At 58.2% G+C, this 13,883-nt stretch carries 13 protein-coding genes; 7 read left to right on the top strand and 6 right to left on the bottom strand.

Features of this window, described 5'->3' with window-relative positions; all coding sequences use genetic code 11:
* The first annotated feature begins 130 nt into the window (after nucleotides 1-130).
* Genes O3932_RS02770 through O3932_RS02755 form a run of 4 tightly spaced genes read left to right on the top strand, consistent with a single transcriptional unit; the run spans nucleotide 131 to nucleotide 3,579 of the window.
* The gene (locus O3932_RS02770; protein WP_009647533.1) at nucleotides 131-598 is read left to right on the top strand and encodes a hypothetical protein; all 468 of its coding nucleotides are present in this window, start codon (nucleotides 131-133) and stop codon (nucleotides 596-598) included.
* Nucleotides 595-1,677 carry a peptidoglycan-binding protein gene (locus tag O3932_RS02765; RefSeq protein ID WP_371536043.1) on the top strand — a complete coding sequence of 361 codons (1,083 nt, stop codon included), beginning with the start codon at nucleotides 595-597 and terminating at the stop codon, nucleotides 1,675-1,677. The genes O3932_RS02770 and O3932_RS02765 overlap by 4 nt, the downstream gene beginning before the upstream one ends.
* Complete coding sequence (locus tag O3932_RS02760; protein WP_371536040.1) at nucleotides 1,674-2,381, top strand: ABC transporter ATP-binding protein; 708 nt, start codon at nucleotides 1,674-1,676, stop codon at nucleotides 2,379-2,381. The genes O3932_RS02765 and O3932_RS02760 overlap by 4 nt, the downstream gene beginning before the upstream one ends.
* A complete protein-coding gene (locus O3932_RS02755; RefSeq protein ID WP_296504703.1) occupies nucleotides 2,371-3,579 on the top strand; it encodes an ABC transporter permease in 1,209 nt (402 codons plus the stop codon). Before O3932_RS02760 ends, O3932_RS02755 begins: the two co-directional genes overlap by 11 nt.
* A gap of 105 nt (nucleotides 3,580-3,684) precedes the next feature.
* Here the strand turns inward: O3932_RS02755 and O3932_RS02750 are convergent, their stop codons facing one another.
* The 6 genes from O3932_RS02750 to O3932_RS02725 all read right to left on the bottom strand — a co-directional run bounded on the left by O3932_RS02750 (nucleotide 3,685) and on the right by O3932_RS02725 (nucleotide 8,229).
* The gene (locus tag O3932_RS02750) at nucleotides 3,685-5,568 is read right to left on the bottom strand and encodes a long-chain fatty acid--CoA ligase (protein ID WP_371536036.1); all 1,884 of its coding nucleotides are present in this window, start codon (nucleotides 5,566-5,568) and stop codon (nucleotides 3,685-3,687) included.
* Nucleotides 5,569-5,811: 243 nt separating this feature from the next.
* Nucleotides 5,812-6,162, bottom strand: coding sequence for a type II toxin-antitoxin system RelE/ParE family toxin (locus O3932_RS02745; protein ID WP_371536034.1), 351 nt, complete (start codon nucleotides 6,160-6,162; stop codon nucleotides 5,812-5,814).
* Nucleotides 6,159-6,455: a type II toxin-antitoxin system Phd/YefM family antitoxin gene (locus O3932_RS02740; RefSeq protein WP_009647539.1), complete on the bottom strand. Its 297-nt coding sequence runs from the start codon at nucleotides 6,453-6,455 to the stop codon at nucleotides 6,159-6,161. The genes O3932_RS02745 and O3932_RS02740 overlap by 4 nt, the downstream gene beginning before the upstream one ends.
* Nucleotides 6,456-6,523: 68 nt before the next feature.
* Nucleotides 6,524-6,829, bottom strand: coding sequence for an iron chaperone (locus tag O3932_RS02735; RefSeq protein ID WP_371536032.1), 306 nt, complete (start codon nucleotides 6,827-6,829; stop codon nucleotides 6,524-6,526).
* Nucleotides 6,830-6,920: 91 nt separating this feature from the next.
* Entirely contained in the window at nucleotides 6,921-7,427 is a 507-nt protein-coding gene (locus tag O3932_RS02730; protein WP_371536075.1) for a transposase, read from the bottom strand.
* 43 nt (nucleotides 7,428-7,470) lie between these two features.
* A complete protein-coding gene (locus tag O3932_RS02725; protein ID WP_371536030.1) occupies nucleotides 7,471-8,229 on the bottom strand; it encodes a transposase family protein in 759 nt (252 codons plus the stop codon).
* A gap of 304 nt (nucleotides 8,230-8,533) precedes the next feature.
* Here O3932_RS02725 and O3932_RS02720 point away from each other — a divergent pair, with 304 nt between their 5' ends.
* Genes O3932_RS02720 through O3932_RS02710 form a run of 3 tightly spaced genes read left to right on the top strand, consistent with a single transcriptional unit; the run spans nucleotide 8,534 to nucleotide 13,826 of the window.
* Nucleotides 8,534-10,387 (top strand): DNA cytosine methyltransferase, encoded by a 1,854-nt coding sequence (locus tag O3932_RS02720; protein ID WP_371536028.1) that lies wholly within the window; start codon nucleotides 8,534-8,536, stop codon nucleotides 10,385-10,387.
* On the top strand, nucleotides 10,384-12,600 hold the full coding sequence (locus O3932_RS02715) for an ATP-binding protein (RefSeq protein WP_371536026.1): 2,217 nt from the start codon (nucleotides 10,384-10,386) through the stop codon (nucleotides 12,598-12,600). Before O3932_RS02720 ends, O3932_RS02715 begins: the two co-directional genes overlap by 4 nt.
* Entirely contained in the window at nucleotides 12,597-13,826 is a 1,230-nt protein-coding gene (locus O3932_RS02710; protein WP_371536023.1) for a hypothetical protein, read from the top strand. Before O3932_RS02715 ends, O3932_RS02710 begins: the two co-directional genes overlap by 4 nt.
* The last annotated feature ends 57 nt before the right edge of the window (nucleotides 13,827-13,883 follow it).

The following is a 13,883-nucleotide window of genomic DNA, read 5'->3' as shown; positions in this document are numbered from 1 at the left end:
TGGACTCTTAGGGTTGTCTGATGAAATTCTGCGCGCGCTCTCTGATAGTTTTCAGGTAGCTTCCAGATAAGTGGACTGTAATCATCCTTGGAAGTGATTCCCACACCCTAAAATTCTTCAAGGAGTTTCAATGAAGACTCGCCCGCAGACGCGCGCCCTTGCAGTTATCGCTCTCACCCTGGCGGCGGCGCTGAGCGCGTGTGGAACGACCGATTCGCCCGCCTCGCCCAGTACCAAGTCACCGAGCGCGGGCTCGAACGCGGCCAGCAACGACCCCAACCTGGTCTTCGCCCAGTGCATGCGTGAGAAGGGCTTCGACGTGCCCGACACGGGATTGACCCCCGACCAGCTCAACGACACCTCCGACGCCTTCAACAACGCCCTCAACGAGTGCATGATGAAGGTGTCGAACCTGACGGGCGAAGGCAATATCGCCAACGACCCGGCCGTTCGCGAGGCCATGGTGAAGGGAGCCGAATGCCTGCGCGGCCTCGGCTACGACGTGAAGGACCCCCAGCCCGGCGAGGGCCTGAACCTGCCGGATATCCCCGAGGATGCCCTGAACAAGTGCTTCGCGCAGGCCGGGGGTGCCAAGTGAACCGACCACGATCCGCGCGTGCCGTGGCTGCCGCGGCACTCCTCGCGGTCGGCGCGCTGACGATGTCCGCCTGCCAGGGATCGAGTGCGGCTTCCGACGCGCCGCAGTCTTTCGATGGGGCGACTGCGACGGTTGAGCGCGGCGACCTGGTGGGGGAGACGACCGTGCAGGGTAATCTGCGCTACGCGGACTCCTACGTGCAAAAGAGCGCCTTTAACGGCGTCATCACCGCGCTGCCCACGCCCGGCACGACGCTGGGACAAGGCGACCACGTTTACACGGTGGGCGGTGCGAACGCCTACCTGCTCCACGGCGCGGTTCCCGCCTGGCGAGCCTTCGAAGAGGGCATGAACGACGGCCAGGACGTCGTCCAGCTGGAGACCGCCCTGTCCGCTCTGGGCTACTTCGAGCAGACTCCTAACGGGCATTTCGACTGGAACACCATTGTCGCGATCAAGAAGTGGCAGAAGGCCCTGAGCCTGCCCCAGGACGGGACCCTGCCTCTTGGCTCCGTGCTCTTCGCCCCCGAGGACCTGCGCGTCGGCGCGCTCAAGGCCCGCGTGGGCGACACCGCGACGACGGAGACGGAACTGTTCACGGCCTCGTCCTCGCGCCAGATCGTCTCCGCGAACTTGAAGCTCTCCGACCAGGCCCTGGGCGTCGTCGGGAATTCCGTGACGATCCGACTGCCCGGCTCGGCCAAGTCGACGACCGGCACGATCAGCGCGGTTGAGCCGCCGACAGATAAGCCCGGCGACACCTCGTCAAGCAACAAGGAAGCATCGAAGGAACGCATCGTCCCGGTCACCATCACCCCGGATGATCCGTCGGCTCTCGAAGGCCTGCAGGAGGCGTCCGTGTCTCTCGGCTTCACCTCCGAGTCGCGCAGCGGCGTCCTCTCCGTGCCCCTGGGTGCCCTCGTGGCCCTCAGCGCCGACCAGTTTGGCGTCGAGGTCGTCGACGAGGCCGGCTCCATTACTCGGGTTCCCGTCACCGTCGGCCTGTTCGCGGGCGACCGCGTCGAAGTGAGCGGCGACGGAATCGCCGAGGGCCAGCGCGTGGTGGTGCCCAACCGATGAGCCACATCCTGCAACTGACCGACGTGCACCGGTCCTTCGGCAGCCCGCCCGTGCACGCTTGCAACGGAGTCTCCCTGAACGTCGATGAGGGCGAATTCGTCGCCATTGTCGGCCCCTCGGGCTCCGGTAAATCAACCCTGCTCAACCTCATCGGAACGCTGGACCGGCCCACCTCGGGCAGCGTCTGCATCAATGGTACGGACGTGTCCTCCCTGCGTGACACGGAGCTGTCGGGAGTGCGCTCCTCGTTGATCGGCTTCGTGTTCCAGCAGTTTCACCTCACGGCCGGGGTGTCCGCGTTGGATAACGTGGCCGACGGCCTGCTCTACCGGGGTGTACCTCGGGCGAAGCGCCGCGAGGCCGCGCGTGAGGCCCTGACCCGAGTGGGCCTCGGGCATCGCATCGACCACAAGCCCCACCAGATGTCGGGCGGCGAGCGCCAACGGGTCGCCATTGCCCGAGCCATCATTGGCCACCCGGCCCTGCTGCTCGCGGACGAACCCACCGGCAACCTGGATTCGCGCTCGGGCGCGTCCATCGTTGCGCTCCTGCGCGAGCTCAACGAGGCCGGCACTACGATCATCGTGATCACCCACGACAACGACCTGGCGGCGTCGCTGCCGCGCCAGATCGCCATTCGTGATGGTGAAATCGTGTCCGATTCGGGACGCCCGGGAGACGGGGGAGGTAGCCATGACGAGTAGGAAGCACGCGCGCGCCTATCGGTCGAGTTTGCGCGCCTCCGACGTCGCCCGCCTGGGCTTGACCGGGCTGCGCGCCCGGCCCATGCGTGCCGTGTTGTCAGCGCTCGGTATCGCCATCGGTATCGCCGCGATGGTCGGCGTCGTCGGGGTTTCGGCCTCCTCGCAGGCCCGCCTGCAAGAACAGCTGCGGGCGCTCGGCACGAACATGCTGACGGCGCGCAGCGGTGCGGACCTGAGCGGCGCGGAGCTGATCCTGCCCGAGGACTCCGTGGGGCGCACCCGCATGATTCCCGGCGTCACGTCGGCGGCCTCCACCTCCACGCTCTCCGGCGTGTCCGTGTACCGCTCGCGCCTGTCCGACCCGAACGCGACCGGCGGCATTATCACGATGGCGGCCGACACGAACCTCCTTGACGTCGTCTCCGGACAGATGAAGCGTGGTGCCTGGCTCAACGAGGCGACCGCGAAGTACCCGGGCGTCGTGCTGGGGTCGAAGGCCGCGCAGCTCCTCGGCGTCGTTCAGCCGGGCACGCAAGTGTGGCTGGGCGGGCGATCCTTCACGGTCCTGGGGATCTTGGAACCCGCGCCCCTGGCCGAAGAACTCGACAACTCCGCGCTGATCGGCGTGTCCGCCGCTTCGACCTACTTCGACGCGGGCAAGACGCCGACGACGATCTACGAGCGCTCCTCTGAGGACCAGGTCGAGAACGTGCGGACCCTGCTCGGGCCGACCCTGGCACCCCAGGGGTCCACGGGCCTGAAGGTGTCGCGCCCCTCGGACGCGCTGGCCGCCCAGAACGCCGCCGATCAGACGTTCACGACCCTGCTCGCGGGCGTCGGGTCGATCGCCCTGCTGGTGGGCGGCATCGGCGTGGCCAACACGATGATCATCTCGGTGTTGGAGCGCCGCAAGGAGATCGGCCTGCGCCGCTCACTAGGGGCCAAGCGCAGCCACATCAGCGTCCAGTTCCTGGCCGAAGCCCTCATCCTGTCCTTCCTGGGCGGCGTCGCCGGATGCCTCATCGGCGGGGGAGTGACGTGGGGAATGTGCATCGCCTACGGGTGGCCGCCCACCCTCCACTGGTGGGTGATCGCCGCCGGCCTGGGCGCGACCGTCCTCATCGGTGCCATCGCCGGGCTTTACCCCGCGATCCGCGCAGCGCGCACGCCCCCGACGGCGGCCCTCGCCTCGCAGTAGCCGCAGGCACATACGAGGCCGTGGCTGGCTCAGCAATCCCCGATCGAAAGCGGGGAGCGCGAGCTGGCCACGGCCTCGTTCATGTGCACGCAGATCGCGCGTGCGTCAGTTCTGCACGGGGCCGCCGTAGATCTCGTCGATGACGGATGCCAGGCGGCGCGTGGCTTCCAGGCGCTTGACCTTCAGGGAAGGCGTGAGCAGGCCGTTGGCCTCCGTGAAGTCGGTGGTCAGGACCTTGATCTTACGGATCGACTCGGCGCGCGAGACGTGCTCGTTCGCCGAGGCCACCGCCTTCTCCAGGGAGGCCAGGACCTCGACGTTCGTGGCTGCCTCGGCCACGCTCATCGGGGGCAGCGAGTGGGCGGCGAGCCAATCGGGGAGCATTTCCGCGTCCAGCGTGATGAGCGCGGCGACGAACGGCCTCTGATCGCCCACGACCAGGACCTGGGAGATGAGCGGGTGGGAGCGCATCGTGTTTTCGAGGGCGGCTGGGGCGACGTTCTTGCCGCCCGCCGTCACGATGATCTCCTTCGCGCGGCCCGTGATGGACACGTAGCCGTCGCGGTCCAGGCTCCCCAGGTCGCCCGTGCGGAACCAGCCGTCTTCGGTGAAGCAGGCGGCCGTGGCCTCGGGATCGTTGTGGTAGCGCTGGAAGACGCTGGGGCCCTTCAGAAGGATCTCGCCCTCGTCGCTGATCTTGAAGGACATGGGCGGCAGGGCTGGGCCCACGGTGCCGATCTTGGACAGGCGGGGCGTGTTGACGGAGACCGGACCGACCGTCTCGGTCAGGCCGTAGCCCTCCAGGACAGGGATGCCGACGCCGCGGTAGAAATGGGCGAGCCAGGTGGCCAGGGGCGCGCCGCCCGATACGATGTAGTCCGCGTTGCCACCCACCAGGCGGATGATCTGCTGGTAGACGAGCCTGTCGGCCAGCATGTGCTGGGCCTCGAGGGACACCGAGGGGCCCTCTTCCGTATCGAGGGCCTGGGAGTAAGCAATCGCGACCTTCGCGGCCCACCGGAAGATCTTCTGCTTCAGGCCGCGCGCCTTCGTGTCCGCCGAGTTGTAGATCTTCTCCAGGACGCGCGGCACCACGAGGAGGTAGCTGGGGCGGAAGGACGCGAGGTCGGGCAGCAGGTTCTTGATGTTGGGCGCGTGGCCGAGCACGCCGTTGCCGCTGATCTGGAAGACCTGCAGGAAACGCGCGAACACATGGGCGAGAGGCAGGAAAAGCAGCAGGCGCGAGTCCTTGCCCGCCGCGATCTCCGGCATCCACACGTGGGCGTTGACGCACAGGTTCGTGAAGTTCTCGTGGGAGAGCACCGTGCCCTTGGGAGTGCCCGTCGTGCCCGACGTGTAGACGATGGTTGCGATGTCGTCCTTGGTGAGGGCCTCCGAGCGGGCGAGGACGCGATCACGCGGGGTGGCTGCACCGTCGGCGATGAGAGTCTCGATGGCCTCGGAGTCCAGGGAGAGGACGTGCGTGTTGTCCCGGTGTTCTCTTTCGGCGGCCGCGCGAACGATTTCCGCCATGGACACGGTCTCGGTGACGATCAGGGTGACGTCCGCGTCGACCAGGACGTGGGCGACCTGGTCGATGGAGCTGGTCTCGTAGATGGGGACGGGCACCAGGGCGGCCGCCCAGCAGGCGAAGTCGAGGAGCGTCCACTCGTAGCGGGTGCGGCTCATGATTGCGACCCGGTCGCCCGGCCCGAGGCCTTGCGCGATGAGGCCGGCGGCGACGGCGTGGACCTCATCGTAGAACTCGCGCGCCGTGATGGAGCGCCACGTGTCGCCGATGCCGACCTTGCGCAGAATCAGCGGGCGGGTCGCGCCGCGCTGCACGCGCTCCTTGAGCAGGTGGGGGATCGTCGTGTGCTCGTCGATGCGCACCATGACGGGCGCGTGCCACTCAAGGGCTTCGGTGGTCGTCTGCGCCCGCGTCGATTCATCATCGTTGGACGAGGCCGGGGTTTCCTTCGTGGTCATGCGTGCTCCCTGGAGGCTTGAGTGAGCGCCACCGGGCGAGGCCTGAGCGGCGCAATGATACTGGCCCTATCCTACGCGTCCGTAGGGTGGGGGAGAAATGCCGCGATCAGAGCTGGAGGGCTGGTCGTACGGGAGTTTGTCGGCGGAACCTGGAAGCTCGATACTGAGGCGGCGGAAGCACAACGTGCGCTCGCGGGCTAGGTTGTCCGCTCTGTGTGTGGCGTTCTCTCGGATGCCTGGCTGTCAGCTACGACGCTGGTAGGATTCGAGGGCTTGCGTCAGTGCTTCTTCTAGCGTGAGCCGGGACTGGCGTGTGCAGAGAAGCGAGAGGATGACGACGCTGTCGTCGGTCACGAGGAAGCCGATGAGGAGGGTCTTACGGAATCCGATGATGCGCATTCCCGGGTGATGCAGTGAGAAGGCTTGGCCGCGTAGTGGGAAGTCGGGAAGCTGCTCAATGTAATCCGTCAGCGCCCGCACGTAGTTGCGGGCCGTAACTTCAGAACCGCTGACTGATGCCATAGATTGCCGGAGGTGTCTGAACTGTTGTCGGGCTTGGCTGGTCACGACTAGGCGAAAGCGTTGCCCGGTCATTTCAGCCCCAGGTCAGCGCGGATGTCGTCGAGCGTGTAGACATCATCCGGGTTCTCCTCGTAATCACGAACAGCCTGAGCGAGGTCCTCTCGCAGCCAGTGGTCCAGTTCGTCTCGTGTCTGTCGGTCGCGACGTTCCTCAAGGGCCTCCATTGCCTCCTCATAGAAGGCGGGAGAGACCAGGACCGCGCGGGTCTGCGCGCCGCGCGAGCGCAGCTCGACGGGCTCAACCTGGGCGGCAGCGATGTAGCGGGCCTGGTTCTGTCGAAACTCGGAGAGTGTAGCGGTTGACATGTACTAATTGTACAAGTTGTTAGGAGCTCGTGTGTTGTTTCGTGGTTGAATCTTCATGATTGTGGGCGCTAGAACGACGTGGTGCCCTGCTTCTCTGTGAGCTGGTCCTGAACGAATGCGTCGAGGAGTTCGTAGTCGAAGGGCTTGGTCCAGGGTTGGCGGGCGAGCATTGTGCCGAAGTCCGTGCCGTACTCGCGCATGACTTGCTCGAAACGGATCATGGTGGCGCGCTCGGGGGCCATCGCCATGTGCTTAGAGGCGGCCGAGAACCCGATGATGTACGTCCCGTGGTGGGTGAACATTGGCTGGTTCCAGGCGATCCACAGCTCCAGCTCCGGGTAGTGCTGAGCGACGCAGTCCAGCACCTCTACCATCCTCTCACGGTTGTCAGTGGTGAGAACGCTCAATAGAAACATGTCCAGTGAGCCTTACCGGCTCTTTATAGTTGGGTGTGGGTAGAGGCGTCTAAGCCTGCGGTGATGAGGAGCATTCGGAGTTGGTAGTTGGTGGGGTTGCGGTAGCCTCTGGCGGTGCGTCTGCCCAATTCGATGATTCCGTTGATGGCTTCGGTGCGGTGCGTTGCTGGCTCCGGCGGTGTCGAAGTAGGCGTCGAGTGCGTCCTTTCATTTGCGTAGGGTCCGGCCCAGGCGGGTGATTTCGGGGATGGGACATGTTGGTAGGCGCTCGATGAGGTGTGCGGCCAGGCGTCGGCCTTGGGCGGGTGTGGCTTGATGGAAGACCTCGCGCACTTGCCCGGTGAAGGTAAGCGACTTCGACACTGATATGCGCCTCATCTGCCGTGAAGGCCTCACGGAGGCGTTCTTGTTGACGTGGGGTGAGCTTGTGGCGCGAGGCGTGCAAAAGAAGCCGGATTTGGTAGAGGGGATCGCCTGTGCGTCCGCGGTGACCCAGGGTGTCTTGCTGGACGCGACGGCGTACTTCATCAAGGGCGTCACCGGCGAGCTTGACGATGTGAAAGGCACCTCAGGCGCTGGTGGCGTCTTGAAGCTGGTCATCAATGGCGTTCTTGCTGTCCCTGGAAGGGATCCAGCGTCGCGATTTGCACCCCTGCACGGAAGTCTTCTCCGCGCTCGGCCAACCAGTTCTTGTACACGGTGCCAGACCTGCCTGGGACCAGGTCCAACAACCTTGCCGTGGGATGATCCTCCCCGCGTGTCAGGTCCACGATGCCGGTGAACTCACGGGGCCCTCGTCGGCGTCGGTCCTGGTGATGCCACACATGCTCATCAACCCCCAGCACCCGCACGCCTGCGAAACGGGCGGGGTCATCAGATGCGGCTTGCAGGCACGGCTTGATGTGGGACCACACGGTATTCCACGTGGTTGCCAGTTGTCGGGCCAAGCCACAGGTGGTGGCTCCTTCGAAGCGCAACTGTCGGATCGCCCAGCGGATCGCCCGCACACCCAAACGCGCCCGGGGTGCGCACACCTTCTCACTGTGCTCCAGGAATGTCACCGTCTGGCAGGTGGTTTCGCGGCATATCCACCGTCGCTTAAACCACCGGATCCGCGCCGGGACCCCGGCCCAGGGCGCGTCGATCACCTCCACCACCACACGCCCGTGGCCTTGAGCGATCACCCCACAACCCGGGCAGCCAACCAGCTGGTTGCACGACTCAACATCAAGTACCAGAGCATCTGGGGTGCGAGCCACGCTCATCAGATGGAAGCCCTCCAAACCGACGAGCAGATCACACCGATCACAACGATCAAGCGAGGCAGAGCAGCAGCAGCAGCAGGTAGGGTGAGACATTGTCGAGGTCCTTGACGACAGCGGGGGTAGAAGTCCGCTCATCATCAAGGACCTCGACCTCTACCCGCAACCCCCGACCAACACCCGGTCACCCACACTCAACTCGGAAGAGCCGCCTTACCAAATTGGGAAGATTGAGAGGCATGCACCTGAGAAGTGGCAGGCAACGCAGCAACACGCGGAACGTACGAGGTCGAGCCCTATATGCGTTCCCAGGGGTAGGATTACTGTTGACATGATGCTGGTGTTCGGAGCAGGATCGTGCCTCAAGGGCGGGATGTAGTGGCGAAAGGAAACGTCTAGTTTGGCAACTTACGGAGTAAAGCTCGAGCGCTCCGATTCGCTTGAACTTGGCAGGCATCCACAAGCGCCATCCTCGGAAGACTTAATTGAGTGGTGCAAAGCCGAAAAGAAAGCAGGCAAACTTCTTGCAGTTGATTTGTTTGCAGGTGCAGGAGGGCTTGGTGTAGGCCTTGAAGCTGCGGGGTGGACTGTAGTCGTCGCTGTAGATAATAATCAAATGGCGGTCAATACGCACCGCGCGAACTTTCGTGGCTTAGCGTTGAACGTTGACATGTCAAATCCAGATGAGGTTACAGCCCTCATTAAAATGGTTCAAAATATTGATATTGACCTGGTTGCGGGAGGACCGCCATGCCAGCCTTTCAGCCGTGCTGGAAGGGCCAAAATACGTAGCCTTGTGGATCAGGGTATTCGAGATCGAAATGACCAGAGAAAAGAGCTATGGCGTTCTTTTGTGCGTGTGGTTCTTGCAGTGCGCCCGAGAGCTGTCCTTATGGAAAATGTGCCAGACATGGCAATCGTGGATGATCTCGCTGTAATTCGCCAAATTGCCCAAATGCTAGAACAGAGTGGCTATTCGGTTGACTATCGACTTTTGGACGCATGGCGCTATGGAGTACCGCAGCATCGGAAACGTTTTATTCTGCAAGCGCGCAGAGATGGTGTTGCGCTGAACTGGCCAAAACCTGTACGCCGTATAGTAACGGTATATGAAGCGATTGGCGATCTTCCAAGGCTTGGTGAAGGAACGGGTGCACGTCGAATGCCTTATCGGCCTGATACTCAAAGCGAGTTTGCTAAAATGCTTAGCGAAGAGCGACCCTGTCAATTCATTTATGATCATATGACTAGGCCAGTGAGAGCTGACGATCGTGAGGCTTTTTCTCTCATGACATCGAAAACTCTGTATTCAGACCTACCGCAGCACCTGAGGCGCTACCGTTCAGATACATTTGTTGATAAATATAAACGGCTTGCATGGGATGATCTAAGTAGAACAATTACTGCACACATTGCTAAAGATGGCTACTGGTATATTCATCCAGAGGAAAATAGAACATTGACTGTGAGAGAAGCGGCGAGGATTCAAACGTTTCCTGATCGCTTTCGGTTCTCAGGTACAAGAAGTGATGCATTCCGTCAGATTGGCAACGCGGTTCCGCCTTTACTAGCGCGTACTGTTGCAACCTGTCTGAATCCATTGAACTCGTCGTCCGGTTGTCCATCAGTAGTTCTGTCGAATGACATGCTTCGAACAGCACTCGCTCGGTGGGCTATCAGTGATCGCTCAAATAGATGGTGGTTATATTGTGGACCGAAAATGACACGAGCCGCGGCTTTCATCGCTGCGCTTCTCGATGTTCATCGAATGGACGACGATTGTGCAGTACAGCTAATGATGCCATTAAAAGGTGTCGATAATTTGGTAAATCTTAATCAAACACTAGATTCTCTGTCGTTCTTGACCGCGGCGCGAAGCGCTCGTTTGCAAAAAGCGTTGGATGTGTTTCGTGATGATAATTATTTTCTTGACCGTGAACAAGTGCTCTCACTACTCAGTGATGCTCAGATACGCGTTTACAGACTGCTAATGGGTGAAGATGTGCTTATCTTGAATCAGTATGTGCGTCGAAATGTATCTATCCTGAAAGGTTTACCCGATCATCAAACGGGATTGTTAACGGACATTAAGGTGGCACTTTCACAATTGGTGGCAAATGATCACCTCACAAGTTTGCGTATGGGGGCTATTCGTGTCATGAGCGGGGAGCAAGCGCGGATGATTATTGATGAAGCTATGATGTGTACATCGAAAACAAGAGAATCGGAGAGATGGGGTGACGCTCGCAAATGAAGCAAGGCAGCCTGCGCCCTAAAGCACGGATATTGCGTACACTGGGCGCCGAACTGATTAGTAGTGACAAAGTAGCATTGGTTGAACTTGTAAAGAATGCGTATGACGCCGATGCGAGTGTTGTATGTGTTGAATTCAAAGGCCCACTAGTCGTTGGGCAAGGTGCCATTACGGTTTGGGACGACGGACATGCTATGGATGAGGCCACGCTAGAATCTGCCTGGCTCGATATAGGTACGAATATTAAAAAACAAAGAACGCGAAGTGTAAAGGGTAGGCGCGTTCTTGGAGAAAAAGGAATTGGACGTCTTGCTGCGTCGCGTCTAGGTCAGCGTCTTGAACTTGTTACAAGAACAGCGTTATCAGATATAGAACTTACCTTGGATATTGATTGGTCTGAGTTTGATAACGATGAAATGTATCTCGATGAAGTTCAAATCGGTTGGAATAGTGGAACTCCAATAGCTTATTCAGAGCGAGGTCCAGCTGCGAAAATATTTGAGTTTTGTTTCCAGGATGGATGGAATCGTGGTCGAGGAACATCCATTTGCATGAGTGGTCTCACAAAGACGTGGGATCGGGAATCTATTCTCGAACTTCGAACTGCTTTGACGCGACTAATTCGGCCAAAGCCGGCGCAGTTGCCATTTGATAGGCATGGTAAAACTGTGCCGCCGGCCGCGGAGTTTCGTATCTACTTAACGTTTGATGAAAAAGCTCGGGAATTTGCGGAATATGCAGGAGAAATCTCCGCTCCAGAAGATCTTGCGCTTCCGCACTACAAAGTTTCTGGGTGTGTTGAAGCGGATGGTACCGGTTCTGTTATTTACGAGCAGCTCAACCCTCCATACAGTAGTGTCGAATCCGATTGTGTAATGTGGCATTATGACTCGCAACCTCGATGTGGGGCGTTTTCTTTTGAACTCAGTGTTTGGGACAGAGATCGTCAGGCTCTTCAAGATTCGTTGGCTCTAATCAACGGTACAAAGGCTTCTTCTAGCCAGCTGAAGGTATTCCGAGAAACGCTGGACGACGTCGCTGGAGTGAGTATCTATCGCGATGGCTTTCGAGTATTTCCGTTCGGTGAACATGGAAATGATTGGCTCGGTCTTGATCTTCGCCGTGTGCAAAATCCAACGATGCGTGTATCGAATAATCAGATTATAGGTAGTGTCTTCGTGACGGCTGATGGTAACCCCGATCTTCAGGATCAGTCGAATAGAGAAGGGTTTTTAGCGAGTCCCGCTTATGCTGATCTAATCAAACTTGTGTTAGCCGCTTTGGGCCGTCTTGAAAAGAATAGGTACGACGCGCGCCGCAGGGATCGTCAATCCTCAGCGGAATTCAAAGAAGGCGGCATCTTTGCTAACTTCGACATGACGGATCTCAAGGAAGTTGTACGTGCTAGTTATTCGCAGGATCAGAAGCTCTTAACTTTCGTTGACAATAAAAGTCGGCAAGTCGAAGCATCTGCGCGGGAAGTGAAGACTATTCTCAAGCGATACTCCAGGCTTGCGGTGCTCGGTGGGTTGGTTGATCGAATACTTCACGATGGGAGAAATGCTTTAGCACGTATCGTCGATGCTGTTGAATTTGGAAGAGAGGATATTGGCGCGGTAGATAATTCTGATTGTTATCAGTTATCTGATATCTCGCTTCGTTATTTTGATAAGATAGGTGTCGCATCCGAGGTCCTCCGGGCATTGTTTAAGCAAATTGAGCCTTTTGGCGGTCGTAAGCGTGGCCGACCAAAGCGCATGAGATTAGATGCCATCTTTGAAAGGGTTTGTGATTTGTTTGACTCCGAAGCCAGATCCAAGAAAGTCGCTCTCGAAAGGGAGAATGTTGATATCGACGTTAGTATAGACGAGGCTGATTTGCAGCTTGTCCTTCTGAATCTTGTGGACAATGCAATTTATTGGACTGCGAGGCAATCGGATGATGAGCCCAAAGTGGTTACAATTTCTGGTCGTATTAATCAGGATGAAACACTTACTGTTTGTGTCAAAGATACTGGCCCCGGTGTAGAACGTGGTTGTCAGGATCGAATTTTTGAACCTTACTACTCAGAGAAGCCTGATGGTGTTGGGCTTGGCCTGTCCATCGTCGGAAATATTGTCGAGGACATTTACGGTGGTGAGCTTACGCTGCTTGACAACCCTGAAGGACAAGGTGCGTTGTTTGAGGCTACGTTTAGGAGGCGTGTCCAGTGAATAGCGATGTGCGCGTGCTTATTATTGAAGATGAAGATGAGCAGTTGAATAATATTAGCAGAAGAATTTCGAGTTATCGTTATTCCCATGGCTTTAATGTTATTGTTGAGGGCGTTAATGACTTTTTTGAAGGTTCCGCTCGGGTTGGTCGTGGGGAATGTGACATCGTGGTTCTTGATGTCCATCAAGATGGTGTGGATATCGGCGGTAGTGAACTTGAAACTGGTATTGCTGTTTATCGTCAGATAACTTGCGCTCGCTTTGTTCCCGTCGTATTTTGGACCGGTTATACTCATAAAGTCGAAGATCTCGAGAATGAACCATTTGTTGCAGTTGTAGAGAAATCCGATAGCTCAGACGTTCCTTCGAAGATTGATGAGATTCTGACGAGTCGTATTGTGGAGGATCTTCGTAGCTTGGAGGATAGTCTGCGAATTGAAATTGCTAAACATATGTGGGATGAAATTGTTCCGAATTGGTCGGAGTATCGTTGCGGATACGATGGCGATTCCGGGGTTAGTTTCGTTGCAGCACTTCTTCTTAGTAGGCTTTCTCGATTCATTGACTCAAAGCGAATGGATGTTTTGTATTCAAAACATCCGGGCCATCGTTATATTTTTCCTTCAGTTTCGGCAAATTTAGGCCCAGGCGATATTTTGTATGAATATGAAACACGGCACTGGTGGGTTGTGCTTAACCCTGCATGTGACCTGGTTCTTAGAGCTTCTAAAGACTCATCCCGCTCTGAATTGCAGCCCAAAGTCGATCTCTTGCTTTGTGCTTCTGCCAAGCCGCTCGATGAATTCGGAGAGTATTTGAGTTGGTGTAGCTCGAAAACAAACGCTAAAAGGAAAACGCTCGCGAAGTTTTTGACTCGAACGGAGGGACGTTACCGCTATTTCCCAAGTTTTCGCCTGATTCCGCACTTGGTTGTGGATCTTGCAGATACACGCGTCGTTCAATGGAGCTCGCTCGTTGATTACAGGGATATCGCCCCTTCTGATCGTGATGACTTTATTCAGAATCAGGTCGCGCCGGAAGATTTTGACCAATCCAAAAAGTTTGTTCGTATTGCTTCACTTGCAAGTCCTTTCGCGGAGGCGCTCGTTGTTCAACATAGTCAATATTTCGGTCGCGTCGGCGTTCCAGATTTCGATTGCGAGAGTGTTATCAAAGCGCTTGATGATAACGTCGATGCTGATTCTCTCGGGGACGACTCAAATTAATTGTCTCCGCGGTGTTTTGGCCGTGTTGCTTGGGGGCCGCCCGTGGTGTTCCACGGG

This window comes from Pauljensenia sp. 20925_1_25 (genome assembly GCF_041433955.1).
Classification (GTDB): Bacteria; Actinomycetota; Actinomycetes; order Actinomycetales; family Actinomycetaceae; genus Pauljensenia.
Note: the sequence above shows the minus strand (reverse complement) of the source record. Positions and strands in the feature narration are given on the sequence as shown.

Coding starts and splice junctions, on each gene's coding strand:
- O3932_RS02770 (WP_009647533.1), top strand. CDS start 131: ATGAAGACTCGCCCGCAGACGCGCGCCCTTGCAGTTATCGCTCTCACC.
- O3932_RS02760 (WP_371536040.1), top strand. CDS start 1,674: ATGAGCCACATCCTGCAACTGACCGACGTGCACCGGTCCTTCGGCAGC.
- O3932_RS02755 (WP_296504703.1), top strand. CDS start 2,371: ATGACGAGTAGGAAGCACGCGCGCGCCTATCGGTCGAGTTTGCGCGCC.
- O3932_RS02750 (WP_371536036.1), bottom strand. CDS start 5,568: ATGACCACGAAGGAAACCCCGGCCTCGTCCAACGATGATGAATCGACG.
- O3932_RS02745 (WP_371536034.1), bottom strand. CDS start 6,162: ATGACCGGGCAACGCTTTCGCCTAGTCGTGACCAGCCAAGCCCGACAA.
- O3932_RS02740 (WP_009647539.1), bottom strand. CDS start 6,455: ATGTCAACCGCTACACTCTCCGAGTTTCGACAGAACCAGGCCCGCTAC.
- O3932_RS02735 (WP_371536032.1), bottom strand. CDS start 6,829: ATGGTAGAGGTGCTGGACTGCGTCGCTCAGCACTACCCGGAGCTGGAG.
- O3932_RS02725 (WP_371536030.1), bottom strand. CDS start 8,229: ATGTCTCACCCTACCTGCTGCTGCTGCTGCTCTGCCTCGCTTGATCGT.
- O3932_RS02715 (WP_371536026.1), top strand. CDS start 10,384: ATGAAGCAAGGCAGCCTGCGCCCTAAAGCACGGATATTGCGTACACTG.